At 46.0% G+C, this 24,655-nt stretch carries 23 protein-coding genes, 7 pseudogenes and 1 riboswitch; of the genes and pseudogenes, 14 read left to right on the top strand and 16 right to left on the bottom strand.

Features of this window, described 5'->3' with window-relative positions:
* Nucleotides 1-73: 73 nt before the first annotated feature.
* Nucleotides 74-256, bottom strand: a pseudogene (locus tag JCM19039_RS09595) (hypothetical protein); the annotation flags it as partial.
* A 206-nt stretch (nucleotides 257-462) separates the two neighbouring features.
* Here JCM19039_RS09595 and JCM19039_RS09590 point away from each other — a divergent pair.
* From JCM19039_RS09590 to JCM19039_RS09550, 11 genes are all read left to right on the top strand, one after another.
* Nucleotides 463-1,350: an S-layer homology domain-containing protein gene (locus JCM19039_RS09590; protein ID WP_042426504.1), complete on the top strand. Its 888-nt coding sequence runs from the start codon at nucleotides 463-465 to the stop codon at nucleotides 1,348-1,350.
* 215 nt (nucleotides 1,351-1,565) lie between these two features.
* On the top strand, nucleotides 1,566-1,946 hold the full coding sequence (locus JCM19039_RS09585) for a hypothetical protein (RefSeq protein WP_042426501.1): 381 nt from the start codon (nucleotides 1,566-1,568) through the stop codon (nucleotides 1,944-1,946).
* 948 nt (nucleotides 1,947-2,894) lie between these two features.
* Nucleotides 2,895-4,376 carry a sigma 54-interacting transcriptional regulator gene (locus tag JCM19039_RS09580; RefSeq protein WP_042426498.1) on the top strand — a complete coding sequence of 494 codons (1,482 nt, stop codon included), beginning with the start codon at nucleotides 2,895-2,897 and terminating at the stop codon, nucleotides 4,374-4,376.
* Nucleotides 4,367-4,543, top strand: coding sequence for a hypothetical protein (locus JCM19039_RS24350; RefSeq protein ID WP_193744196.1), 177 nt, complete (start codon nucleotides 4,367-4,369; stop codon nucleotides 4,541-4,543). Before JCM19039_RS09580 ends, JCM19039_RS24350 begins: the two co-directional genes overlap by 10 nt.
* Nucleotides 4,510-5,373 (top strand): hypothetical protein, encoded by an 864-nt coding sequence (locus tag JCM19039_RS09575; RefSeq protein WP_193744195.1) that lies wholly within the window; start codon nucleotides 4,510-4,512, stop codon nucleotides 5,371-5,373. The genes JCM19039_RS24350 and JCM19039_RS09575 overlap by 34 nt, the downstream gene beginning before the upstream one ends.
* A gap of 92 nt (nucleotides 5,374-5,465) precedes the next feature.
* The gene (locus JCM19039_RS09570; RefSeq protein WP_042426493.1) at nucleotides 5,466-6,272 is read left to right on the top strand and encodes an HAD-IIB family hydrolase; all 807 of its coding nucleotides are present in this window, start codon (nucleotides 5,466-5,468) and stop codon (nucleotides 6,270-6,272) included.
* 107 nt (nucleotides 6,273-6,379) lie between these two features.
* Entirely contained in the window at nucleotides 6,380-6,649 is a 270-nt protein-coding gene (locus JCM19039_RS09565) for a hypothetical protein (protein ID WP_042426490.1), read from the top strand.
* Complete coding sequence (locus tag JCM19039_RS09560; RefSeq protein WP_042426487.1) at nucleotides 6,630-6,947, top strand: PTS sugar transporter subunit IIB; 318 nt, start codon at nucleotides 6,630-6,632, stop codon at nucleotides 6,945-6,947. The genes JCM19039_RS09565 and JCM19039_RS09560 overlap by 20 nt, the downstream gene beginning before the upstream one ends.
* A gap of 13 nt (nucleotides 6,948-6,960) precedes the next feature.
* Entirely contained in the window at nucleotides 6,961-7,590 is a 630-nt protein-coding gene (locus JCM19039_RS26470) for a PTS transporter subunit EIIC (RefSeq protein ID WP_255343650.1), read from the top strand.
* Between the two features lie 85 nt (nucleotides 7,591-7,675).
* Complete coding sequence (locus JCM19039_RS26465) at nucleotides 7,676-8,281, top strand: PTS transporter subunit EIIC (RefSeq protein ID WP_255343649.1); 606 nt, start codon at nucleotides 7,676-7,678, stop codon at nucleotides 8,279-8,281.
* A gap of 13 nt (nucleotides 8,282-8,294) precedes the next feature.
* Nucleotides 8,295-8,621: a PTS lactose/cellobiose transporter subunit IIA gene (locus JCM19039_RS09550; protein WP_042426484.1), complete on the top strand. Its 327-nt coding sequence runs from the start codon at nucleotides 8,295-8,297 to the stop codon at nucleotides 8,619-8,621.
* A gap of 168 nt (nucleotides 8,622-8,789) precedes the next feature.
* Here JCM19039_RS09550 and JCM19039_RS09545 read toward each other — a convergent pair.
* The 5 genes and pseudogenes from JCM19039_RS09545 to JCM19039_RS09525 all read right to left on the bottom strand — a co-directional run bounded on the left by JCM19039_RS09545 (nucleotide 8,790) and on the right by JCM19039_RS09525 (nucleotide 14,158).
* Nucleotides 8,790-9,600 (bottom strand): annotated as a pseudogene (locus tag JCM19039_RS09545) (MetQ/NlpA family ABC transporter substrate-binding protein).
* A 235-nt stretch (nucleotides 9,601-9,835) separates the two neighbouring features.
* Nucleotides 9,836-10,504 carry a methionine ABC transporter permease gene (locus JCM19039_RS09540; protein ID WP_042426480.1) on the bottom strand — a complete coding sequence of 223 codons (669 nt, stop codon included), beginning with the start codon at nucleotides 10,502-10,504 and terminating at the stop codon, nucleotides 9,836-9,838.
* Nucleotides 10,482-11,504, bottom strand: a pseudogene (locus JCM19039_RS09535) (methionine ABC transporter ATP-binding protein). The gene JCM19039_RS09540 and the pseudogene JCM19039_RS09535 overlap by 23 nt, the downstream one beginning before the upstream one ends.
* Before the next feature lie 79 nt (nucleotides 11,505-11,583).
* Nucleotides 11,584-11,686: riboswitch (SAM riboswitch) on the bottom strand.
* A gap of 676 nt (nucleotides 11,687-12,362) precedes the next feature.
* Nucleotides 12,363-13,097 carry a hypothetical protein gene (locus tag JCM19039_RS09530; protein ID WP_042426477.1) on the bottom strand — a complete coding sequence of 245 codons (735 nt, stop codon included), beginning with the start codon at nucleotides 13,095-13,097 and terminating at the stop codon, nucleotides 12,363-12,365.
* Nucleotides 13,094-14,158, bottom strand: coding sequence for an S-layer homology domain-containing protein (locus JCM19039_RS09525; RefSeq protein ID WP_042426475.1), 1,065 nt, complete (start codon nucleotides 14,156-14,158; stop codon nucleotides 13,094-13,096). The genes JCM19039_RS09530 and JCM19039_RS09525 overlap by 4 nt, the downstream gene beginning before the upstream one ends.
* Nucleotides 14,159-14,289: 131 nt before the next feature.
* Between JCM19039_RS09525 and JCM19039_RS09520 the strand changes: the two genes are divergently transcribed.
* A complete protein-coding gene (locus JCM19039_RS09520) occupies nucleotides 14,290-14,646 on the top strand; it encodes a hypothetical protein (RefSeq protein ID WP_042426472.1) in 357 nt (118 codons plus the stop codon).
* Between the two features lie 114 nt (nucleotides 14,647-14,760).
* On the opposite strand, the pseudogene JCM19039_RS09515 reads toward JCM19039_RS09520, so the two are convergent.
* The 8 genes and pseudogenes from JCM19039_RS09515 to JCM19039_RS09485 all read right to left on the bottom strand — a co-directional run bounded on the left by JCM19039_RS09515 (nucleotide 14,761) and on the right by JCM19039_RS09485 (nucleotide 21,766).
* Nucleotides 14,761-15,602, bottom strand: a pseudogene (locus tag JCM19039_RS09515) (SDR family oxidoreductase).
* A complete protein-coding gene (uxuA, locus tag JCM19039_RS09510; RefSeq protein WP_042426468.1) occupies nucleotides 15,592-16,683 on the bottom strand; it encodes a mannonate dehydratase in 1,092 nt (363 codons plus the stop codon). Before uxuA ends, JCM19039_RS09515 begins: the two are co-directional and overlap by 11 nt.
* An 18-nt stretch (nucleotides 16,684-16,701) precedes the next feature.
* Entirely contained in the window at nucleotides 16,702-17,058 is a 357-nt protein-coding gene (locus JCM19039_RS27270) for a zinc-binding dehydrogenase (protein WP_307190220.1), read from the bottom strand.
* Complete coding sequence (locus JCM19039_RS09505) at nucleotides 17,055-17,717, bottom strand: alcohol dehydrogenase catalytic domain-containing protein (RefSeq protein ID WP_307190219.1); 663 nt, start codon at nucleotides 17,715-17,717, stop codon at nucleotides 17,055-17,057. The genes JCM19039_RS27270 and JCM19039_RS09505 overlap by 4 nt, the downstream gene beginning before the upstream one ends.
* Nucleotides 17,718-17,729: 12 nt before the next feature.
* Nucleotides 17,730-18,999: pseudogene (locus tag JCM19039_RS09500) on the bottom strand (TRAP transporter large permease).
* The gene (locus JCM19039_RS09495; protein ID WP_042426465.1) at nucleotides 18,999-19,481 is read right to left on the bottom strand and encodes a TRAP transporter small permease; all 483 of its coding nucleotides are present in this window, start codon (nucleotides 19,479-19,481) and stop codon (nucleotides 18,999-19,001) included. Before JCM19039_RS09495 ends, JCM19039_RS09500 begins: the two are co-directional and overlap by 1 nt.
* A pseudogene (locus tag JCM19039_RS09490) lies at nucleotides 19,478-20,382 on the bottom strand (TRAP transporter substrate-binding protein). The gene JCM19039_RS09495 and the pseudogene JCM19039_RS09490 overlap by 4 nt, the downstream one beginning before the upstream one ends.
* 712 nt (nucleotides 20,383-21,094) lie before the next feature.
* Nucleotides 21,095-21,766, bottom strand: coding sequence for a GntR family transcriptional regulator (locus JCM19039_RS09485; RefSeq protein WP_042426462.1), 672 nt, complete (start codon nucleotides 21,764-21,766; stop codon nucleotides 21,095-21,097).
* A 95-nt stretch (nucleotides 21,767-21,861) separates the two neighbouring features.
* Between JCM19039_RS09485 and allD the strand changes: the two genes are divergently transcribed.
* Complete coding sequence (gene allD / locus JCM19039_RS09480; protein ID WP_042426460.1) at nucleotides 21,862-22,875, top strand: ureidoglycolate dehydrogenase; 1,014 nt, start codon at nucleotides 21,862-21,864, stop codon at nucleotides 22,873-22,875.
* Nucleotides 22,876-23,202: 327 nt separating this feature from the next.
* Here the strand turns inward: allD and JCM19039_RS09475 are convergent, their stop codons facing one another.
* Both JCM19039_RS09475 and JCM19039_RS24345 read right to left on the bottom strand, forming a co-directional pair.
* Entirely contained in the window at nucleotides 23,203-23,700 is a 498-nt protein-coding gene (locus JCM19039_RS09475; RefSeq protein ID WP_042426457.1) for a YusW family protein, read from the bottom strand.
* A gap of 87 nt (nucleotides 23,701-23,787) precedes the next feature.
* A complete protein-coding gene (locus JCM19039_RS24345; protein WP_193744194.1) occupies nucleotides 23,788-23,955 on the bottom strand; it encodes a hypothetical protein in 168 nt (55 codons plus the stop codon).
* A 139-nt stretch (nucleotides 23,956-24,094) separates the two neighbouring features.
* Between JCM19039_RS24345 and JCM19039_RS26895 the strand changes: the two are divergent.
* Nucleotides 24,095-24,655 (top strand): annotated as a pseudogene (locus JCM19039_RS26895) (hypothetical protein); the annotation flags it as partial.

The raw sequence follows: 24,655 nt of genomic DNA, 5'->3' as shown, positions 1-24,655 counted from the left end.
TTTAATTCCATTGCTATACTATAAAAGCACGTCTCATGTAGTATATTATTATTTTACTAAATTACAAGTTTATTGTCGTGCATTGAACTTCTTTTATATTCTCAGAAGCTAACACAAATTGAGCTAACGTCTCTGCAAACAAACGAAGCTTCATAATCGTTGTATGGGGGTCTTGATGTACATTCTTTTCAGCTGTTTCTCCTAAATTCGCAAGCACCTTCCACTTGCCACTTAAGAAAGAAAAGTTACCACGCATTTTCTCACCATTCCTCGGAATATTATTTAGGGAGATTATACTATAGATAGACCTAGAACTCACATGAATTTCAGTAATTTCGAATTCTCTTCCACCACCCCTCTACTCTACCCCGCACCCTGACAACTTCTGTCACCTTAACATTACAAATATTTCTCCTCGTGTTACAATTTTCACGGATTACGAGTTTCGAAGGGAGAGTCTTGATGAAACGTTTGTTGACTGGAATCATGGTGATGGTCGGTGGGCTAGTTCTGACGGAGCCTTTGTCGGCGGAGGTGGCTCATTTTGATGACCACGATTCGATTTATGATACGGATTCTACATACCGAAATGTGGAGCGTGAGAATATTACGGGCTACTCGGACAATACGTTCCGCCCGAATGAGACGATCATTCGCGGGCAGGTGGCGAACATGCTGTACCGCGCCCTTGATCTAGAAGCTTCAGGTCAAGAGAATCCATTTGTGGATTTATCTGCGGATAGTCAGTATTATGAAGCGGCTGTGGCGTTGCACGAGGCGGGCATTTTTGTTGGCCAAGATGGTGGCACGCGCTTTAGTGCAGGCGAACCGATTTCCCGGCAGCAGATGGCGTCGGTATTGAACCGGGCGTTTGAGTTGCGTGATTGTGTGAATGGTGGACTTACTTACGCGTATGGCTGTAACACTGAAGGCTCGCTTGCTGATCTTGACGAGGCGTCTGACGTGCATCAGCCGAACATCGAGGCGATTTTTCATACGAATGTGAGCTCCCTCGGCGTCGGCCCAGGACAGCATTTTCGTCCGACAGAATCGTTGACACGTAGCCAGCTTTCCATGTTTCTTGACCGAGCGATCATCAATGAGAACTATACCGTAAACGGAATTGAAATGGCCACAGCAGGGGCGACTGTCGATGAGGGAGATCACTTTTCCGTAAGTGCGGAGCGGACGTTGGATTGGGACAAGCTGGAGCTCATGGATGCCCCGTATAACGGTACCGACCAGCTTGACCGTGAAAATGGTGATTTTGATATTTATCCAGTTGATCGCTCAAACACGATGCTTCATGAATACCGTCACCCGACATCATTGTTTCCCGAAGCCAAGTGATACGACCTACTACTTGAAATACGACGGGGAGTACATTAGTGACGGAGATGTTTTTTCCCATACAGCGCTAGTTGATTAGCGCGAGTAGTGTTCTTGATTCTCTTGTAACAATCCCGCATATAGACATGTATGCGGGATTTACTATTAGTCAGAAAATTTGATATAATGATCTTCACAATGCGTTTCATAACGGGAGGACACTTCGCACGTGGCCAGTGCTGATTAGTTCGCTCCTTACTTTATTGCTCGTATTATCCTTATTTCTGTTTGCCGTTTCCACAGGTCCGATGCAAAGCAATATGATTGACGTAGCGTCATCTGGGTTCGCTGCCCTTTACCTTGCGATTTCTGCACCTGTATTAATTATCTATTCTGTCACTTATCTTCTAATTAAGACCCAAACCTTTGCAATAGTATTCGGCATTCTATTCGTATTGGCCATCGTTTTAGGTGTATTAACAAGTACATTTATCGCGCTCATTCACAATTCTTGGATATTCATCCTAAATAATCTGGTGCTCGCAACTGGATTCTATACAATCACTTATTTGTTGGGTAAATTCTTTACACCTGCTATTGCTCAAGAGCAACATTAAGACTGATTTTAAAGTTAAATACGGCCTTAACGATTCGTTACCATGCTCGTCGTCGAACCGTGTCGAAACTTCGTTATATCAGCAGTAAAAGTCAGGTGCGAACCCGAAGCGAACATAAAACCCTAGGGACCCGCACCAAAATTCGTGTCAATTGTGTGAGAATATGTAATGGCGCCAGGTTTAAATTGCCTTTAAAGTGTTAATGAGTAATTATGAGAAGAAGAAATAAGCGAAAGTAGGTCAGAAGACCATTTATTTCGCAGTCGCACCCTGTATGGGTGCGTGGATTGAAATGCTATCCCGTCAGAAATACCGCGCCTGTCAGTGTCGCACCCTGTATGGGTGCGTAATTTGTAATTTTGTGTGCAAAATTTCAGGGAGTAGTGGTTCTCTAATTAGCTATAAGTATTGCGAGTCACACAGTGGATAATCAATAAGCACACCCTGTTTCCGAAGATCGAAAGTTCACGCCTGATGAGCACGAACCAGAAATCATGAATTCCACAAACCGGCTTAAAGAACATTCTATAAGCTGGTTTCCTCCTCTAAATATATCTCCAAAACTGAAATTCGTAACCTAGACAATTCGATGGTACATATTTAATCCTTTTTCTGGTGATGAAAGCTAAAGCTCCTCTCATAGAACATGCCGTTTGCTCTCGCGTAGATTGAGAGTACCTCCCAGACGGTGCATATCGTTAAGAAAAGGTCAGTGTCCCCTTTCCCCTGCCAGATGGATTCGTATCCTCACATTTCTATTGACACAATACACTGGCAACTTACTGGACCGTACTGTTAGACTATGAATAAAGTATCGGTTTTGAGGTGTAATGCTATGAGCAGACTGGATGACGTGTTGGAGAATCTTCATCGTTTCATAGACCGAGGTGCCAGTGCGGCGGATGTTGCGACGTCACTTACTATGAACCGGTCAACGGCGAGCGTTATTTGAATGAATTGGTAAAACTAGAGAAAGCGGTAAAAGTAGCGGGCAAGCCTGTTCGTTACCAACCTTTATCTACATCTGGGGTAACGATAAGTGAGAGTTTGCAGCCGTTGATGGAACAAGGAATGGCTGCTCTCTCTTATCCTTTTCAAAGTTTGCATATCTTGTTAGATGGGGAAACGGGTACAGGGAAAACGTACCTAGCCGAAAAATTATACGAAATGGCGATGCAAAGGTCATACATTGAAGCTGGCACGCCATTTATCTCATTTAATTGTGCTGATTATGCACACAATCCTGAACTTCTCGTCGGACAAGTCTTCGGCATGCGAAAAGGCGCTTATACCGGCGCTTCCCAAGATACACAAGGCCTCGTAGAGCAGGCGAACGGCGGCATTTTATTTCTTGATGAAATTCATAGACTTTCAGAAGCAGGTCAGGAAATGCTCTTTTATTTGCTTGATAAAGGGGTATACCGACGTCTTGGTGAAGCGACGCGTGAGCGCACAGCGAAGTTAACGTTAATTGCCGCCACAACGGAGGCTCCGCATAACGTTCTTCTTCCTACGTTATTACGGCGATTATCTCTTCATCTAACCGTGCCGCCTTTGCGTCAGCGTCCGCGCCAAGAACGAAGTGATTTGCTCAACCATTTCTTACATGCTGAAGAAGAAAAAATGGATGCCTCTCTTTCCATTGACGATTCCGGCAGGGAGCTCTTGCTTACCTATGCATGTCCAGGCAACATTGGACAACTAAAGAGCGACATTCAAATCGCATGCGCCAGGGCATACTTGCATTACTTGAACAATGGGCTAAGTGAAGTGGTGATTAAAGATGACTTTTTACCAATCAAACGCAGTTTGAACGGTAAAACTGCGGATGCAGATTCAGAACCGGTCAGCATCTATGAGCGCCTCAATGAACTGCACATAAACGTCCTATCTTCAAACCAAAAGACGGTCGAAGACACCTTACAATACGTCGTAAATGAATATATTGAAGATTTGCTCACACATCAATCACGAGAAAAGCTAGAAAGCGGTGCTTGGCTGAACTTGATTGATGCTGATTTGCTCCAAACGCTTCAGCAGGCACCTTTTCCCCTTGTAAAAGGCAGCTCAATAAAACTAGATGAAAAACGATTGTATGTGATCGGGCTCCATTTGCAAAATTACCGTAAGCATCGTCACGGTCACTCAAGTACGTTGCCTGCCATATCGCGTGCACCAGCAGAAGAACTGGAAGCTGCTAGACAACTGGCATTACATGCACAACAGTCCATTGGGTTGTCGCTTCCCGAAGAAGAAATAAACTTGATCGCTCACTTTCTACGGACAGAACCATCCGACAACAATCCTTGGGCAAATCAATCGGTCTACGTTCTACTTGTCACACATGGAAGAGCTGCTGCTTCATCAATGGCTGAAGTCACGAACACATTGTTGGCACACACGTCATTGAAGCTGTTGATATGCCGTTAGACGTCTCTGCCGAACAAACATATGAACATGTGCGTAAACGAATCGATACCGCAGTGACAGAACATTCGTATAATGGCATTCTCCTGCTCGTCGATATGGGTTCGCTCGTTACGATGGGGGATACGCTCACGGATTGGAATCTGCCATACACACCCTCTCCTGTGTAAATATGCCCATGGTTTTAGAAGCGGGCCGGAAGTCGCTCGTTGAAGGGATTACCGCACATCAGGTTTACGAGGCCGCTTACGATGCGATGACCGTGTTCATGCGACATGAAACAGCACCGTCTTTACCGAAGAAGAAACGTGTAATTGCGACCGTATGCTTTACTGGCGAAGGAGCTGCTCAGTTACTTGAGGAATGGATTGCCAGTCAGTTGACCACCGCTGACGATGATGTTGTCATCCGAACGGTCCGTGTCGATCCGGTTACACGTGACACATCACTTTTGTATCAATTGAAAGATTACTATGAGATGATCGCGATTATCGGTACGGTGTCCATTTCGATGGATGAGGTTCCTTTCATCCCGGCGTGGGAGCTTCTGAAAGAAGAAGGCAGTTCAAGATTGTTTAAGTTACTCGAAATGACCCGAAAATATGATTCGTCGCATACTGAACCTGAGAATGTTCTTTCAGAAGACAGCATGTGCATCATCGAACCCGGCCTTAACGAAATCGTCTCCCATTTAGACGCCGCTCTTTTTTGCAAACTGTTAGATGAGCACATCCCGGGATTACGTAAATATTATGATTGGGAATTTGACCGCTCACTCGGCATGAGTATGCACATCGGCGTCTTTATTGATCGCATGCTTGATGCACAGATGAACAATGAGGAGAAAAAATTGATTTCTACCATTCCGGCGTACCCTGACCTTAAAGTTCTCCCTGAAGAGTACAAGTTGTGGTTTCCGTTTTTAAAGCAAATTGAAGTATCCTTTCACATATTCATTCCTGATGAGTTCTTGCGTGGTTCAGTTAAACTCGCCCGCTAACGTGTGCAGTCGTTCTGCACACGTTAGCTTCAGCCCCGAACGACAAGAGATGGCATAAACTTTGCAGTTATACGTGAATGAGGTGACTGCAAATGAAAACAAACGTAAAGCGCTATCCTTTATTAGCACCTGTTGAACACATCATCTATTCCGACTTGGACGAAACGTATTATTGTCATACGCATCATCCTGCAAAGGCGTTACATGCTTTTGAGGATTTTCTTGCCAAACGTCAAAATGTTCTTTTCGGTCTTGTAACCGGGAGCAGTATCATGTCTGCACTCCAAAAGCTGGAAAGCGGTCATCACTACATGCCGCACTTTATTGCATCTGATTTAGGAACTGAGATTTACTGGATCAATGAATCAGGCATCCTTGAACGAGACGAGCAGTGGCTAAAACACATTCATGACAGTACGTTCAATGACCGCGTCGCAAAATTCGTAGAGGAAACAGACGTCTCCTTACATTCCCAAACGCAGCATAGCCCATCCTCATACAAACGAAATTATTATTATTACATGATTGACGAGGAAAATGACCGCAAGAACTTGGCGTCCCTTTCTCAACTCGCTACATCCAATCATTTAAACCTTAATATGAACCGATGCAACCCTCTTGCGGGAGATCCAGAACATGCTTACGACATTGACTTCACGCCGTTAGGCACAGGGAAGAAGGCAGTTGTTCACTTCATCAATCAAATGTTTTCGATCGAGTTCGAGCACACGCTCGCATTCGGCGACAGCGGCAATGACTTGGAAATGGTGAAAGCTGTTCGCCACGGTTACTTACTCGCCAACGCCACTGACGAAGCGAAACGAAGACACGAGAACATCACCGAGCATCGTTACACGAAAGGAATGCTCGGAGTTCTTCAAGATTATTTTTCCGATTAAGTGTGCAGCCTCATTGCACACATTGAAGAAAAGCCTGCTATTGTAGGCTTTTTTAATTTGGCACAGCGTTTGCATTATAGAGGGTTGAACAAGAAAGGAGGATTCAATTGCTTAGAAAATTATCCTTTTGGTATACGTTGGCGTTCGTTGTGATTTGGAATGGATATACCGTTTTTCACTGGCTGAGCGGCCAACCGAATGGGTTATCTCTATTCCTATTTGGAATCGCTTTCACGGTGGTGTTACTAGCGGCCACATGGTTCTCAAGGTGGCTCATGGGCCACTACAAAGTTGTCGATGAGAAAGCAAATGTTATTCTGACGCAAGCAAAATCAAAAAAATCAAGGAGTGATCGACATGGCAGAACAGTCTATTAATGTCATTATCTTGTGCAGTTGGGGAGCAACTTCGAGTCAATTGGCGAAGAAAGTACAGCAAGCCGCGGAAAAAAGAGGCATCACGGCAAAGATTGATGCAGGGGGCACCGGTGACTTTAAAGATAAAGCGTCAGATTACGATGTGGCCCTATTGGAACCGCAAGTTCGCCATTTAAGAAAAGAAGTGACGCGAATTGCAGAGCCGCACAACGTACCTGTAGAGATGGTTGATCAGACAGCATTTGCTTTGATGAACGGAGACAAAGTGCTTGACCAAGTATTACAACTAATGGAATAGAGGAGGTTCTCTTATGATTCAATGGCTTGAAGATCATCTGATGGAACCACTCGGTAAGATTGCGCAAAATAAATATCTGCAGTCGATCCGTGATGCGTTTGTTATTTTCGCACTGCCTGTAATCATCACAGGTTCCATCTTCTTAATTATCGCTAATCCTCCTGATGAAATCAGTGGCACACCGGTGTTTGGGCCCATGGTAGACGCGTGGGTGAATGCAGTCGAACCGATCCAGGCTCAACTGTTGTTTCCGTTTAACTTAACGTTCGGTTTGATGGCGCTCGTTGTCGCCTTTGGTGTCGGCTACAGTCTCGCACAACGAATTGATGTGGACGCGGTTATGGCCGGCATGTTGTCAATGCTTGCCTTTCTAATGACCGCATTCCCGATGGTCGACATTGAGCAAATACAATTCGGTGAAGTGCTTGGCATGCTCGGTGGCGAAGGGTTATTCGTAGCCATCATTCTTAGTATCATCGTTACTGAATTGATGAACTTTTTGATTAAAAAAGGGATTACCATTGAAATGCCTGACGGTGTTCCCCCTTATGTGATGCGGACGTTCCGCGTACTTATTCCTTTTATGATCATCATCCCTCTTGTTTGGCTCTGCAGTGGATCATCTATGCCAACTTTGAGATGACGATGTCACAAGCCATAATGGCTATATTCGAGCCGCTCGTAACAGCATCGAACAGTTATTGGGCCGCACTCGGATGATTCTTGTTATGATGGTGTTATGGGGGATGGGCATTCATGGCATGAACGTCGTATCATCGGTTGTCTATCCGTTCTGGATGGCCCAACTCGCGCAGAACGCTGATGCAGTTGCGGCCGGTCAAGAAGCGACGGGAATCGTAACCGAACCGTTCTTTCACATGTTCACGCACATCGGTGGTTCAGGGGTTACGCTCGGCCTCGTCATCTTTATGATGTTCTCTGCTTCCATTCAAATTAAGCAAGTCGGACGCACATCCATTATTCCGTCCATCTTTAACATTAATGAACCTGTCATCTTCGGGCTGCCGATCGTTTTAAACCCCGTCCTGTTCATACCGTTCGTACTAGCACCGGTCGTTGTTGTGACAATCAACTACATTATGTTTACAACAGGGATACTGCCACCGGTCGTCATCCAACCCCCTTTCACGGTGCCGCTCGGGTTCGGAGGCTTCTTAGCGACCGGCGGTTCGTTTATGGCGATCTTAATCCAAATTATTAACGTGCTCGTCGCAACGGCTATCTATTATCCGTTCTTCAAACGCTATGAAAAACAACTGATTAAACAGCAGCAAAGCGCGTCTTCAGAAGACGAAGCAGCTGCCACAACTTGAGGTGAAACACACGATGAATTACGAAAAAACGATGACTCATCTTATTCTTCACGGCGGTAACGCCCGCGGGGCAGCGTATGAAGCACTGGATGCTGCGGAAGAGGGAAACTTCAGTGAAGCAGAAGAAAAATTGAAAGAAGCCGAGCAAGAATTCATAGCTGGTCATAAATGGCAAACCGAACTAATCTCGCATCAAGATGATGAGAATGCGGTTCCGTCTTTTGTCATGATTCACGCACAAGATCACCTCATGACTGCACAAGCCGAATTATCGTTAATCAAACGCCTCATCCTGCAGATTAAAGAAACAAAAGCTTTATGTGAGCGCGTAGCAAGTTAGAAGAATAAGTGAATTCGAAATATCGCCTCATAGAACATTCTATGAGCCGATTTCTTCCTCAAAAATATCTCCAAAACCGAAAATAATATATAGAATCAAGAAATCAAACCATAGACAATTCTATGGTTTGATTTTGACCCTTTTTCAAATGATAAAGGCTAAAAATTGCTACTCCATCCACTCCGGCTTCCCGAATCCTTCGAACTGCTCGTCAATGACTTCTTCGAACTGTTCAGACTCAATCACTCTACGATGTCACTGGCAAGTTGCCCGTCTTCGTCTTCGGCACGGACGGCGACGACGTTGCGGTACTGGTCAGGCATGTTTTCAAGTGCGAGCGCATCTAACAGATCCATCTCGGCACCGAGGGCGAAGTTGCCGGGTACAGCAGTGAGCGCTGAGCTCCCGACTTGGCGTGGCAGTTGTGCGGCTTCGAGTTCTACAAACTGCAAATCGAGGGGGTTGCCGGTAATGTCGCGAGCAGAAGCCGTGAGCTCGTCGATGCCGTCTTCAAATTCGATAAGCCTTCTTCTTCGAGCATAATGAAGGCGCGGGCGGCGTTGGTTGGATCGTTCGGAATCGCAACTTCCGTGCCTTCAGCAACGTCGCTCAAGTCACTGTACTCATCGGAATACAAGCCCATCGGTGCAGTCGGGACGGTAATAAGCCCAACAAGATCTAGATTGTTTTCTTCAGTGAAGTTCTCAAGGTAGACGGTGTGTTGAAACAAGTTGGCGTCGATTTCTTCATTTGCTAGCGCATTGTTCGGATACACATAGTCGGAGAATTCTTGAATGTCGACGGAGTACCCCTTTTCTTCCAAGCCGGGCACGATCGCCTCCGACAACATATCGCTATAAGGACCGGCGGTAGCTCCCAATGTGATGTCGCCAGCCGCCTCCTCGCTGCCTTCACTTTCATCTCCGCAAGCGGACAATACCAATACACTTCCTAATAAGAATACGGTCGATTTTTTCAACTGATTTCTCTCCTTCTCTATTTGTATACTCTCTTTAGTTGGGACATGGATCTTACTTCTCGTTGCTTGCGTTCCGGGTAGTGCCCCTAGGCGGAATGGCATTTGCTAGGATCGCTGCTCCTGTCCGTAACAGAATTCGTTGGTCACGCTGTTTCTGTTCCGGCTAAAGCTCATAAGGGAAATGTCATTTGCTATGACCGTCGCTCCCGTTTTGACCCTTGCAGCTCTTGCGGTTTTATGTTCGTTTGTCCACACGCTTAGCGATCAGGTCTCCAATTTGTTGGATTACTTGGACGAGGACGATGAGCAACACGACGGTTGCGATCATGATCGTTGTGTCGTACCGGTAATGGCCATAGCGAATGGCAAGGTCTCCGATGCCGCCCCCACCGACTACACCGGCCATCGCGGAGTAAGCGATGAGGCTGATAATCGTAAGGGTAAGGCCTTGAATAATTGATGAGCGGGCTTCTGGGAAAAGGACGTCTTTCATGATCATCCACGGTGTCGCCCCAGTCGCAATGGCTGCCTCAATCATGCCTTTATCAATATCACGAAGGGCGGTCTCAACGATCCGCGCAAAGAATGGGATGGCGGCCACAGATAAGGACACGCTCGCCGCGACAGGTCCGGTCGTTGTACCGACGAGCAGCCCAGTTACCGGAAAGAGTAGTACGAGCAAGATAATGTACGGAATCGAGCGGACGATGTTGACGATAAAGCCAAGTGTCTGCTGCAAGATGACGTTCTGCCAAAACAATCCACGGTCGGTGACGAATAAAATGATGCCGAGAGGCAGACCGATGATGATTGCGACGGCGGTAGATATGCCGATCATCTGCATCGTTTCCACAAATGCTTCTGCCATGTCAGGCAACAGATTAATGAGATGCTGAAAGTCCATCGCGCAACACCTCCACATCTGCTTGTCGTTGCTGAATGTAGTTGATACCCATTTGTATGTCACCAATTTCTCCGCGCAGCTCCATGATGAAGATGCCGAGCGGTCGGTTTTCAATGTATTCAATCGCACCGTGCAAGAAATTTCCCTTGATGTCAATCTGTTGCAACATATCCCGATGATGCCTTCACCAGCTACCGTTCCGCGAAATGTCACTTTAATAATCGTCCCCGAGCACCCAGAGAGCGTTTCTTCTGGCACTTCAAATGAGACGACGTTGGAGATGAACTCTTGTGTGAGCGCTTCTTGCGGATCAGCAAATAGATCATATACGCGCCCATGCTCAACAACTTCCCCGTCCTGCATAATCGCCATTCGGTTGCAAATCTCTTTCACCACACCCATTTCATGTGTAATGAGTACTATCGTTAATCCTAAGTCTCGATTCAAATTTTTTAACAGCCGCAAGATGGATTGCGTCGTCGTCGGATCAAGAGCCGACGTAGCCTCGTCGCACAAGAGCACCGCCGGGTTATTTGCAAGAGCACGCGCTATGCCGACACGTTGTTTCTGACCACCGCTCAGTTGCGCCGGGTAAACATCACGCTTATCGGAAAGTTCAACCAGTCCAAGTAGCTCGTCGACCGTGCGGGGATGGCTTCTTTCGACTCCCCTGCTGCCCGAAGCGCAAACGCTACGTTGTCATAGACCGTTTTTTGACTAATTAAGTAAAAATGCTGAAAAATCATCCGATCTTCAGTCGTTGCTTACGGAGCTCCTCTCCCTTCAATCCAGTCATCTCTGTACCGTCTACGCTGACTGAACCACTCGTCGGTCGTTCAAGCACGTTTATGCAGCGGAGCAACGAACTTTTTCCTGCCCCGGAGTATCCGATGATGCCAAAGATATCTCCCCGTGCAATCGACAAACTCACATCCTTAACACCGGTCACCGATTTCTTTTTCGTCTGATATACTTTTGTCAAATTGTTAATTTCAATCATCTCTCGACCCCCAACCCAATAAAAAAAAAGACCCTTTTCGTCTGAAAAAAGTCTTGAATGGCAATGTGCACAATTTCGCGACTTATCTTTCAGAATTGTTGCATTCTGCTGGACTTGGCACCTTCCTCATTGGAGGTTGCCGGACGTCATCGGGCCATTCCCTCGGTCACTCTCGATAAGCAAAATATGAAGTTAGTAGTAGTTATCGTAATACTTTAAAGCGATAATGTCAACAAAAATACTAACTTTTCTGATCGGAATTGAAGTATGATTTTTATTGCAGGAAGCGGATGAACGATGTCGAATCATCTTACATAAGCTTCCTCAAATTGGCTATGCACATCCGGTGCGAACCCGAAGCGAACATAAAAACCCTGGGTGACCCGCACCAAAAATCGGGTCAATTTTGTGAAAGTATGTAATGATTGCTAGTTTATACCCCATTAATGTGCGAAATAAGTAGTTGTTAGAAGAAAGAATAAGCGGATATTGGTCAAAAGACCCTTAATTTCGCAGTCGCACCCTGTATGGGTGCGTGGATTGAAATATTTCGCAATATACGAACCTTCGTACGTACGTACCGTCGCACCCTGTATGGGTGCGTGGATTGAAATGGTCAAAGAGCAAAAAGAAGAGACGATTAACCTGGTCGCACCTTGTACAGGTGCGTGGATTGAAATTTCAGCGGTTTGCTGGTAGTGAGCAAAGACATCGTTGTCGCACCCTGTATGGGTGCGTGGATTGAAAAATATAGAAGGATGGGGTTTTTATCCCTAGTAGTCCTGACGGCTCTCGCTCGTTGGGAAAACATAACAAGGCCGCCACTTCAATATAGTGGCGGCCTTGTTGCATGTTTGTTTAATTGTCGGGCGTGTATCCGTACACTGGCAGTGTGATGCTTGCGGTTTCTTCAATTTCTTCAAAGCTGATGTCAAATGTGACGTGTTCAGTGTCTCCTGTTTCGTGAACAATCAATCCATCTTCTAAGTCGTATTCGGCACTTTCTGGATGACTTGAAGTGACTTCTTTAATCGTTATGGATTCGAATACCTCAGTCGGTACGGATTCATAGAAGTAGTTTTGACCTCTGAACACCAATTGTGCACCGGTATGGTCCAGTCGTACAAATCTTGACATGAAGTTGCCATCGAGTTCGAATAACGGACTGATGTGGACAGGAACGTTCGGGTCAATGACGAGCACTTCTTGCGAATCGGACGTTATTTCTGTACCTTCTTCATCACGAATTGCGACTGTGTAGCTGAATGTTTCCCGATGAGCAAGCTCTGAGGCGTCAAATCCACCTGATGAGTCGGTCAGCTCATACCCATCGGTTAGATTAAATATGAGTTCATACCCTTCAGCTGCCAATTCATCCACTGAAAGTTCCAGCCCGTCTACATCAAATTGCAATGTTTGACCTGCTTCTTTTCGAATCGTGTCTGTCGTAGCATCCACTCGGCTAAACGTAGGATCAAACTCCTCGATAGTAATTTCGAATTCCTCTCTGCCGTAGTTCCTTGAGTCTAACAGGAGGATATAATCGCCCGGCACGAGTCTAGAAAATGAAGCCTCAAATCGATGCCCATTCATTTGCAATCCAGCCCCTTTTTCTGCACTTTCCTCAAAACCATCAGGACCTTCCAAAACAATGTAAAAACCTGAATCATCAAAGTCAACTGGGAATTCCCGCTCACATCTACACGAGCTCCATTAATGTCTACGTTCACATTTCGTATATCGGATCGTTCTCTTTCGTATGAGAGTGTCGTACGTTGATCTTGATAGTACAAAACAAGTGCCTGTCCATAATTCAATCTATAATCGGTCCGAATTTGCAATGTTTGATCATCGATCACTTCCAAATGTTCCGTGTTTCCGCGTAACCTAAAATCATCGGCATCCCATTCTACATCGCGAATATCTCGGTTAAAATGAATGTTAAACGTATATGGATCGACCATTTCCATAGATTGCAACCCAAGTTCATCTGTATAGAGGACAGCTAACGTTCTTTCGATAAAGGTTGCCATTTGGCTACGAGAGACCGGTTCCATTGGGCGAAATGTTCCGTCTGTTGTTTGTGTAATTCCATGTGCTTGCAATGCTTGAATGTTGTCTTGATGCACAGCAAGAGCATCGTCCAAGTCAGTGACTTGTCCTCCATTTCCTTCTGCTCGTTCAACATCGTTCATATCAAGCACGCGCATGAGAATCGACGCCATCTGTTGACGATGCAAAGTGACTCCTGTATCAAACACTGAGTTGCCTTCTCTGCCTGTCATAATTCCTGCATCGGTTACCGCTTTGACGACAGGTGCATAATGATGACTTGACGACACATCTGGATAAAGATCTTCTGAAACGGTATCAGGGACAGGGATATCAAAAGCTCTCGTCATTAATGTTGCAACCTGCCCGCGAATGATCGTTTCATTTGGGTGGAAATTGCCATCCGAATAACCGGTCAGAATACCACGATCTCGCATTTCACGAATCTCGGAAGAGTGTGTCGTACCATGACAAACATCTTCAAAAATCGGTCCCATGATGTCATGGTGGCAATCGTAAGTAGCGTTTACTTCCGAAGGACCTGAGTACGCTGCTGCACCCAAGGCGCCTGCAAGGCTAAGTACTAAAAAATTCTTTCTCATTAACATAATCCCCTTATTCATTTTGATATATTTATTATAGCTTAACAAAATACAAAAATTTAGATTTATTTTCATTTTTTGGGTTGATTTTTTCATGTTTTAGGGAATCGTTAGGCAAGGAGATGGTCTGATTGAATCCATTGCAAGCTTTATCAATCTTCAGCGCTGCGGCTTTGTCTCAATCTGTTGCAGGAGAATTGGTGTCTGAACCAAGTGAGCGTATGGAAGAACAAGGAACGATAGAGGTGGAAGCAGAAGAGGAGCACATACTCGATGAAGAAGAAGTAATCGGCATTGTGAGCAATGACTTTGAAACAGAAGCTGAAAATTACGGCTTTATGAATGACGGGATTAATGACGACAATGAATATGTGATTCGCGCGGTGGAGTCGGTTACAGACGAAGATGGTGATCCGTCACACATCGCGACATTAAACCGCTATTATGTTGACAAATATACAGGCGAGTTTTGGAAAGAATTCGACTAGGCAGCCCTTGTATAATAGGGTTGCTTTTTATTTTGAAAAGCACAAGATATACCGGCATTAAAAAAACGCCTCCTGCAACGGTGACTTTTTACCATTGCAAGAGGCTTGACTTCTTTACACGCCGGAGTATGCCATAAACCCTCCGTCGACCGGGACTGTAATACCAGTGACAAAGCGTGACGTTTCGTCATCGGCAAGCCAGAGCAACGTGCCGAGTAAGTCTTCGGGTTCACCGAAACGTCGCTGCGGGGTATGATCAATAATTTTGTTGGCACGTTCGGTACGTCCCCCGTCTGGGTGGTGAGCAAATCACGATTTTGTTCAGTGAGGAAGAACCCTGGCGCGATTGCGTTCACACGAATACCCGTCTCTGCAAAATGGACAGCTGTCCATTTTGTTAAGTTGTCGATACCAGCTTTGGCGGCACTGTAGGCCGGTACTTTCGTCATCGGGGCCGGGGCCGACATGGAAGAAATGTTAATGACTGTGCCCCCGCTTGATGTCATGTCTCGGGCAAATACTTGTGTAGGCAAGAGTGTCCCGACGAGGTTTAACCGGAACACGTGATCAAATCCGCTTAATTGCAGATCGAAAAACGACTGAATATCGCTTTCTAGATCGCCAGTTTCGTACGTTTCTTTTTCGGTGATCGCGTCGGGGTGATTGCCACCAGCACCGTTAATTAACAGGTCGCACGCGCCGAACGTTTTCTTTACTTGCGCGTAAGCGGCAGCGATGCTCGTTTCGTCTAACACGTCGCATCCGACAGCCACAGCTTCTCCGCCTGCAATGTTGATCTGTTCGGCGACTTTTTCACCGTTCGCTACATTTCGGTTTAGTATCGCGACTTTCATACCTTGGCGCGCGAGCTCTTTTGCCATAGTGCGGCAGAGCACCCCACTGCCTCCTGTAATTACTGCGACGTTCCCTTTTAAATTCGTATGTCTAGGGAGCATGTGATTTCGCCTCCTGATTCGTTTTTTCAACAAGTTCATAAGCGTCCCAAAGACCCCATAAGTGCATGATCCCTAATGCCCGGTCGTACAACCCATACCCTGGGCGACATTGTTCGTTCCATAAATGTCGGCCGTGGTCGGGGCGGACGTACCCTGTAAAACCTGACTCGTGATACGCTCTGACGACGTCATCAATTGGAACGGACCCGTCTTTCGTTCGATGGGACGTCTCAATAAAATCCCCATTTTCATAGATACGAACATTTCGGATGTGAGCAAATGCGATGCGATTATGAAAGCGGCGAATGATCGCAGGGACATCGTTTGCCGGATTTGACCCGAGTGAACCGCTACACAGCGTAAGACAGTGAGACGGACTGTCGGAAATGGCCAAATACCGTTCAATCGCTTCTTCACTATTGATAATTCTTGGCAAGCCAAACACAGACCACGGTGGATCGTCTGGATGGATGGCTAGTTTAATATTTTCTTCTTCTGCGACTGGCAATACTCGCTCTAAGAAATAGTGGAGATTCGCCCATAAGTCTTCTTCACTCACTTGCTCATATGCTCGAAGTGAGTGTTCGATCGTCTTCAAGCGTTCCGGCTCCCACCCAGGCATCGTGAATTCAGAGTCCGTCGTTTGTTCGATTAACTCATACGGATCCATCCGGTCAACTTTCGCTTTTTCATAGAAAAGGGCAGTAGAACCGTCTTCTAATTGTTTAAAAAGATCGGTTCTTGTCCAATCAAATACCGGCATGAAATTGAAGCAGACGACGCGTGCGCCTGCCTGAGCAACGTTTTTTAACGTTTGCTTGTAGTTCTCAATGTAACGGTCTCGCGTGTCAGCGCCGAGTTTGATGTCTTCATGGACGTTAATGCTCTCCACGACGTGAAGATGAAAGCCGTGGGTATCGGCGTATTTTTTGACACGCATGATGTCTTCCAGTGGCCACACGTTACCTGCTGGCTGATCGTGAAGAGCCCACACAAGCCCTTCTATGCCAGGAATTTGTTTAATTTGCTCGGCTGTAACGGAGTCATTGCCTTCTCCGTACCAGCGAAATGTCATTCTCATCGCGTTCAACCCCTTCCACTAAAATTCAATAACGACTTTTCGTACATTCTCAGGTTCATTTTCCAACAGAGAGAATGCTTTTTTAACATCTTTAAAATGAAACCGATGGGAAATGATCGCTTCTGGTTTCAACTGGCCAGCATTGACTTTTTCAATCACTGCAGGAAATTGATGCGTCTGTAGTCGAGAGCCAACAACGTTTAATTCTTTCTTTGTAAGTTGAAAAGAAGGAATGTGTGACGGCTGCTCATTAAATCCTAACGTCACGACCGTTCCGGCAACTGATGCAAGTTGAACCGCTTGCTCAAACGTACTCGTAATGCCGACCGCATCGATGACGACGTTCATCATTTCGCCATCCGTTGCTCTTGTCACTTCTTCTTCCACGTCTGTCGTTCCCGGGTTAATGATCGATCTGCTCCGATAGACGTTGCGTAATCAAGACGATTCGTATTGAAATCTGACATCCACACTGTCGCCCCTCGCTCTTTTGCGAGCAATAGACAAGCTATGCCTGTCGGGCCCGCCCCCATAATGAGTACAGTGTCCCCAGACTGGATGTTTCCACGAAAACTAGCTTGCGCACCGATCGTCAACGGTTCAATAAGTGCCGCAGCTTCTTCAGTCACGTGATCTTCGACCGGGTGCCAATTTCTCTGATCGGCTCGCATCCATTCGCTCATGCCACCGTCAGCATGCACGCCGTACACGACGAGGTCTGTGCATACGTTCGGGCGGTCGTTCTTACATGCATAACACGTGCCACACGAGCGAATCGGCTCTAGGGCGACGAGGTCGCCCTTTTTCACGTTTGTAACAGCAGCACCCGTTTCTTCAACACGTCCTGCCACCTCATGTCCAATGACTCGAGGGTAAACGGTAAACGGGTTGCTTCCGTGATAAATGTGCATATCCGAACCACAAATTCCAACCGTCGTTACACGTACAATGACGTCCGTTTCGGTTTGAACTTTTGGGCGTTCCGTGTCAACGATGTCGAGTTGGTGAGGTTGTTTTACTTGAATGGCTTTCATCTTCATCATCCTTTACTCAAATAGTCCGGGTAAAAATAGTGATAATTGTGGTACGTACGCAACGATGAGTAGAACGAGAATCGCAACAGCGAAAAATGGGAGCAACTCTCTAACCGTTACTGTAATTGGCACTTTTGCAAATGATGACGCTACGAACAAACAAACCCCGACCGGTGGCGTGGAAAGTCCAATCATGAGTGCGAGCACCATGACGACACCGAAGTGAATCGGGTCCATACCAATACTTGTCGCAACCGGAAGTAGTACGGGGAACAAAATGACAAGTGCCGCGATGGTCTCCATAAACATTCCTAGCACAAGCAATAAAAGAATAATGAGTAAAATAACAAAAATCGGGTTCTCTGTAATCGAGAGAATGCCGTCAGCTATAACAAGCGGCACACCTTCACTGACAAGAATCCAGCCGAACGTGTTCGCAAATCCTACGAGCAAAAGGATGGAAGCCGTTGAGATGAGTGTGTTTTTAATGATGGACGGTACTAGCTTGAGATTTAACTCTCGATAAACAAATTTTCCAACGAGAAACGCATAGATCACACATACGACAGCAGCTTCAGTTGGTGTGAAATACCCACCAAGAATCCCCCAAAGAATAATAACGACCATAATTAGCGCCCAAAACGCCCCTAAAAACGTTTTTCCAATTGTAGAAAGTGACTGCTTCTCCCCTTTTGGATATTGGCGCTTCACACTAATGATGTATGTGACGATTAAAAATCCAATCGCAAGCAAAATACCAGGGATCGCTCCGGCAAGGAACAAATCACCGATGGAAATGCTAGCGAGCGTACCGATAATGATCATCGGCAACGACGGAGGAAGCATCGGTCCAACTGTTGATGAAATTGAGGTAACTGCCGCTGAAAACCCGACCCGTACCCTTGTTTTTCATCGCTGGAATCATAACTGATCCGATACTCGCTGTGTCCGATAACGCCGTACCTGAAATCCCGGCGAACCCGAGGGAAGAAGCGACGTTCGTTAGCGCAAGTCCCCCGCGAATGCGCCCGACAACCGCATTAGCAAAGTCAATGATTCGATTCGTAATCCCGCCAGCATTCATTAAGTTTCCTGCAAGGATGAAGGCTGGAATCGCTAGCATGACAAATGAATCAATTCCGGCAAACATCGTTTGCGGAATGACTGTGAGAGGTACGCCGGCAACGAGTAAGTAAATGAGTGATGAAATCCCTAAGCTAAACGCAATCGGTATTCCAAGAGCAATGAGTAATAAAAACAATACGATGACGAGGATAGCCATTAGCTTTCTTCTCCTTTCTCGTCATAGGCACCTTGCAGGCGTTCAATGATGGTCACAACCCCATACACGATTAACAATAAACCGAGGATCGGTACAGCCGCATACGCATAGGCCATAGGTATTCCTAGTGTTGGCGCGTAGAAATCTAACCCTAATCCCGTAAACTGGAGACCAAACACGAAAAGTACCGCTGAAAATAAAATAATAAGCACACTAATGACGGTTTCATAGATTCGTTGAATTGATTTTGGAAGTGCTAGAATTAACATGTCAATGCGGATAAATTCTTGTTTTCGTAAAGCCAAAGGAGCTGCCGTCACAATTGAATAAACAAATAAGTAGCGAGAAAGCTCTTCAGTCCACGTAAAATCATAAGGGAAATACCGGCTCAGGATTTGAATGACGACGACGAGCAATAAACCAGCAAATAATAGGATCGTCGTTGTTCCAAGTGTCGCATCGACTTTTTCCATCTGCTTCATTCACTCTCTCCTCCTTCACCTTCAGCGAGAATATCTAAGTACAACTCGTTCTGTTCTTCTGTGAAGTACTCTTCCAGTGCTGGCATCATTGCTTCACGAAACGCTTCTTGATCCACGTCGTCATTGAAGGTCATGCCTTGCTCATCTAATCGTTCCCGTACTGCTTCAGTTTCTGCCTCATGAAGATCTTGGGCATACGCTTCTGCTTCAGCCGCTGCTTCTTTGACCGCCGCTTGCTGGTCTGCTGGCAACGCTTCCAATTGCTCGCTACCAACGACTACATAAATCCATGAACGTACGTGCTCGGTTTCATTTAAGTATTGCTGCACCTCATAAAACCCGTTGCTCTCAATCAAGTCATTAGGTTCTCTTGTCCGTCGATCACCCCTTGTTGCAATCCGGTAAACACTTCGTTCAAACTGAGCACTTGTGGTTGTGCCCCTGCTTGTGACCACGCATCTAAAAATAACGGTACGTTTGGTACACGCATATTAAACCCGCGCAAATCTTCCGGCGTATTAATTTCAACATTCGACGTTAAGTTCCTTGGTGCTCGTTCCATATAAAAAAGAGGTGTGAGTCCAATATCACGCTCGATATCGCTTTCAATAATGCCACCTAATGGGCCTTCAATGACACGACGCATATGGTCCTCATCTTCAAATGCGTACGGTACGGCGAGCATGACCGCGTTTGGCGTCCACACTTCTAACGTCTCTCCAGTAATCGTGAGGTCGGTTGCACCGTAGCGAATGGAGTTGATGTTATCTACTTCACTGCCTAACTGACTGTTCGGAAAAATATCAACCACAACAGCACCGTCTGTTTTTTCTTCGACGAGTTCAGCAAACTCTTCGGCTGTTCGGTGCCACAAGTGACTCGAATCAGAAATGTGTGTCATTTTCCAACGAGTAACGTCCTCTTTTGAGGAGGAGGACGTTTCGGCTGCGCATCCACCGAGCAGCAGCACAGCACCAGAGACACAAGCCAAAAACCCTTTCCACATTGCCTACACCTGCTTTCTATATAAGTTTAACTAAAGAAATTCACTAAATCCCAGGATTAAAATCGGTCTTTACGGGCAAACGCCTACATATTGTCTGTTGAAGTTCATCTCGTTTCCCTTCGACTACTTCGGTCCCAAACGTTGTTCGTCACTGCAAGGGTTGCGGGCAACACGGAAAACGTTGGTCGAAGGGCAAAAAGACGTGACCGAGGGCCACCACCTGGCACAAAGAATGTTATGCCCTGTCTCTTATGTGACAATCCAACGCTTACACCGACCACTTTCGGCTCTCAACTGTCACTTATATCGCGATTTGTGACCGGTGACTCCGTTTTTGTGCGCATCCACGTTTAAAATGATGATTTTTCTATGCCAAGTGTCACTTAAATGAATATATGAGGCATTTGGACTTGTTTCTACGCACCGCAGCCAGTAGGCAGAAACGTGAACCGTATCTCCCTTATGCTCTGGAGTATAAAGAAAACACGGGGGTCGTACTTTGGCCACCGATGTCGCCCTTGCGCTCTAGAGTAAAACCATTCGCTTGCAAGGAAAGCAGCAACTGTGCAAATCAAGAAAATGATAATTTTTTTGATTATAGAGGTTTTTATTGAAAATAATCCGGAAATTCCGCTTTTAGCGGGGATTGGTCATACTGCAACAACGTCAAGTGCTCGTGCATAATTTCCATTCCAGCTCGTTCATCTTTTTGCTCAATTGCCTGAACCATCGCTTCATGTTGTTCAATGAGGAGGTTCCAATTCAACTTCAAATTCATGCTCAACTTACGCAATCTTTGCGAATGCACATCCATACGTTGTATGACTTGCCAAACACGTTTTTTATTTGTACCTTCTGCTAAGAACAAATGAAAATCGCGATCCAACAAAAAAAGGGCTTGTTCATCTTCTTTCTCCTTGGCAAGCTTTTGCTTTTCAATGTTTGCCAACATATCCAATCGTTTCGATTCCGGAAAAGAATGGCATGCGAGCTTCATCATCCCTACTTCTGCTTGCTCTCTAAGAAAACGGGCTTCTTCAACATGATCCAAGTCAATAAGTGTGACAAATGAACCTCTTTGTGGCAAAACCGTCAACAACTCATCTTCAGTTAATTTAAGAAAAGCTTCACGGACCGGTGTCCGACTCACTTCCAAATCATCAGAGATTTCTTTTTCGGAAATGACCGTCCCCGGCGTAAGCTCGAGACTCAATATTGATTCACGGATCTTCTCGTACACATACTCTCGGGTTGATCCTTTAAAATTTGTCCGATTCAACTTTTCTCACCTCCTAAAAATGATGCTACCACACTACCATACAAGTATGCTACTATTATTTTAAAGCGTTTACATACTTAAGGAGTGATTAATGAATGAGTACGCTCACAGAACAACAGCTAACAGACATTACGACAACGGCTTTTACGCGGGGTGGTATTCCAAAGCACATCGCAGAACATGTAACCGACGTGCTCGTGCACGCAAACTTACGTGGTGTTGATTCCCACGGCGTGCTTCGGGTTGAACATTATCTTCGACGAGTAGCTGAAGGTGGTCTCGATGCCCATGCAGAGCCGACATTCACAAAAACATCCCCAAGTACAGGGATCCTTGATGGAAACAACGGTTTTGGTCATTACATCGCAAAAGAAGCGATGAATCAATCCATCCAGATTGCAAAAGAACAAGGCATCGGTGCTGTCGCGGTTAAAAATAGCAGTCATTGCGGTGCGCTCTCCTACTTCGTACAGCAAGCTGCAGACGCTGGCATGATTGGCCTTGCCATGACCCATACAGACAAAGTGGTCGTTCCGTTTGGTGGTACAGAGCCATTTTTCGGTACGAACCCAATTGCCTTTGGCTTCCCGTCTGCTGAAGAAGGATCCGTCATTCTAGACTTCGCCACGAGTACAGTCGCTCTAGGAAAAATTCTACAAGCAAAAGAAAAAGGGCAATCCATTCCTGAAGGGTGGGGCGTAGACAAAGACGGAAACTCTACAACTGATCCTCACCAAGTCGTCTCCCTCACACCCTTTGGTGGACCGAAAGGCTATGGTCTTGCGATGGTTGTGGAAATATTCTCAGCATTACTCACAGGAGCCGCCTTTGGCCCACACGTATCTAAAATGTATGGAGACTATGGACAAAATCGCGAACTTGGTCACTTCGTTTTGGCGCTGGACCCTAGTGTGTTCACACACTTGGAAACATTCACAAAACGCATGGACATGATGATCCGTGAACTTCGGTCCATTCCAGCCATTGAAGGCAACGAAGGAGTCTTTGTTCCAGGCGAAATTGAGACACAAACGGCTAAAACAAGAAAGCAAAGTGGCATTCCACTGCCAGAATCTGTTTACGAGTTTCTTATGGAAAATGGACGATAGCGGCGGTCTGTACCGGCAAATTTTCATGCATCCTGCTTCAGAAAACAAATATCATTAACAAACCCCCGGTGAATCCAAGGATTCACCGGGGGTTTGCTCATATTCCCAAGCACCTAACGTCGCGCCGACGTGGTTTTTCAGCGTGACTCACTGCATCTGTTCCCTAGTTCATATATTCTGTTACCGAGTTAGTCAAATGTTTCCGCTCTGCGGAATAAAGCAGGGAACTCGGTAACAGCTTGTCTCAACTCGAGAACGGTTTTGGCCAATCCAACCCGGCCGACTCTACATGTGTAAAGCCCGTGCGATTCCCGCACGGGCTTTGTCTCATTGATTCTGATCTTCTTCGGCTTCAATTTCTTCGTTGTTGAAAAATTCTACATCGACGTCGAGTTCGTCATAGGTCTCATCTAAATCAAACGCTTCCACGACGGCTTGAACCAGCTCATCTGGCGAGGTTTGCTCATCAATGTCGAGTTCCGGCAGAATAGAGGCAAGTTGATCAAGGGCTTCATCTCCTGCTACCTGGATGTTTGATCCGCCCCTAGTGTCTTGAATTTCTGCTTCGGGGTTGCCGTTGTTGTAATCGTAATCCACTTCGTACTCTTCGCTTTTGTACTCGACATCCAATTGAAATTCCTCAAATGACAGCGACTCGTGCCAACCGCCGGTTGTTTCGTCGCCTGCCATACCCTCATCTTCTGTCGGTGTAGACTCTTCCATCGGCGGTTGTTCATTTTCTACCGTTCCGTCGTCCGTACCGCCACACCCAACGAGTCCGAGGGCGATAAGGATCGACAAGCTAGCCATGTTATACTTCTTCATCCGAACATTCCTCCACAATCGTTTTCTTTAAGATGCCCATCTCACCCAAATTTAAACAAAAAAGGCAGGCCTTCGCCTGCCGAATCATCATTCTAAATCTGTAATCGTCCAGATTGCTTGCCCGCTCGTGAATGGATTTTCAAAGATAAACTCATACTCATCAGAAGCGTTCACATCAAACGGCACTTCACCACGATTATCACGACCCGGACCAATCTCACCGTCCAACGAACCTGTCGTGTTTATTTGAATCACCTGTTATCTAAACATTCCTTTACAATTCGTATTTCAGTTATAACGGTGGCAATGTTGTACTTTACAACACCTAGTAAACACAAGATACAAGTTGTCGTTATATCATAATATTTACAGTACGCTATGATGAGGTGATCAAGTGCGTGAATTTTGGCATTTAGGCAAGGAAAATCGAAACCCATCAATTCATCTTAATAACAATTTAATTAATGGTATAGCATATAACTCTCACCACTTACATGGTCCAACAGGTCCAACTGGTAGTACAGGACCACAAGGCCCCACAAGGATTGGATTACAACAAGCCATCCCTTTTTCAGAAAATGCTAGACCAACATATCAACGAAATATGCTCATTTCCTATGAAGGCTCCATTTATCAGGTATTATCAGATTCCCCACAGGGGCTACCTGGTTCTTCAAATGATTATCAATTAATTGTTACAGGTGTTACAGGGACTACCGGTGCTCAAGGCGTAACGGGAGTCACTGGCAGTACCGGGCCTCAAGGCATCACGGGTGCCTCAGGCAGTACCGGGCCTCAAGGCATCACGGGTGCCTCAGGCATCACCGGGCCTCAAGGCGTCACGGGAGCCTCAGGCAACACTGGGCCTCAGGGCATCACGGGTGCCACGGGCAATACTGGACCTCAGGGCGTTACAGGCGTCACAGGTAGTACCGGGCCTCAAGGTGTCACGGGC

It is taken from the genome of Geomicrobium sp. JCM 19039 (assembly GCF_000698145.1).
Classification (GTDB): domain Bacteria; phylum Bacillota; class Bacilli; order Bacillales; family Marinococcaceae; genus Geomicrobium_A.
The sequence above is the reverse complement of the archived record's forward strand: the minus strand, read 5'-3'. Positions and strand labels throughout refer to the sequence as shown.

Bases quoted from the DNA above. Each gene is read 5' to 3' on its own strand.
- JCM19039_RS09495 (WP_042426465.1), bottom strand. From the start codon at position 19,481: ATGAAGCAGATGGAAAAAGTCGATGCGACACTTGGAACAACGACGATC.
- JCM19039_RS09525 (WP_042426475.1), bottom strand. From the start codon at position 14,158: ATGAGAAAGAATTTTTTAGTACTTAGCCTTGCAGGCGCCTTGGGTGCA.
- JCM19039_RS09475 (WP_042426457.1), bottom strand. From the start codon at position 23,700: ATGAAGAAGTATAACATGGCTAGCTTGTCGATCCTTATCGCCCTCGGA.
- JCM19039_RS09530 (WP_042426477.1), bottom strand. From the start codon at position 13,097: ATGAATGGGCATCGATTTGAGGCTTCATTTTCTAGACTCGTGCCGGGC.
- uxuA (WP_042426468.1), bottom strand. From the start codon at position 16,683: ATGAGAATGACATTTCGCTGGTACGGAGAAGGCAATGACTCCGTTACA.
- JCM19039_RS09550 (WP_042426484.1), top strand. From the start codon at position 8,295: ATGAATTACGAAAAAACGATGACTCATCTTATTCTTCACGGCGGTAAC.
- JCM19039_RS09540 (WP_042426480.1), bottom strand. From the start codon at position 10,504: ATGGACTTTCAGCATCTCATTAATCTGTTGCCTGACATGGCAGAAGCA.
- JCM19039_RS09590 (WP_042426504.1), top strand. From the start codon at position 463: ATGAAACGTTTGTTGACTGGAATCATGGTGATGGTCGGTGGGCTAGTT.
- JCM19039_RS26470 (WP_255343650.1), top strand. From the start codon at position 6,961: ATGATTCAATGGCTTGAAGATCATCTGATGGAACCACTCGGTAAGATT.
- JCM19039_RS24350 (WP_193744196.1), top strand. From the start codon at position 4,367: ATGCCGTTAGACGTCTCTGCCGAACAAACATATGAACATGTGCGTAAA.
- allD (WP_042426460.1), top strand. From the start codon at position 21,862: ATGAGTACGCTCACAGAACAACAGCTAACAGACATTACGACAACGGCT.
- JCM19039_RS09560 (WP_042426487.1), top strand. From the start codon at position 6,630: ATGGCAGAACAGTCTATTAATGTCATTATCTTGTGCAGTTGGGGAGCA.
- JCM19039_RS26465 (WP_255343649.1), top strand. From the start codon at position 7,676: ATGATGGTGTTATGGGGGATGGGCATTCATGGCATGAACGTCGTATCA.
- JCM19039_RS09570 (WP_042426493.1), top strand. From the start codon at position 5,466: ATGAAAACAAACGTAAAGCGCTATCCTTTATTAGCACCTGTTGAACAC.
- JCM19039_RS09505 (WP_307190219.1), bottom strand. From the start codon at position 17,717: ATGAAAGCCATTCAAGTAAAACAACCTCACCAACTCGACATCGTTGAC.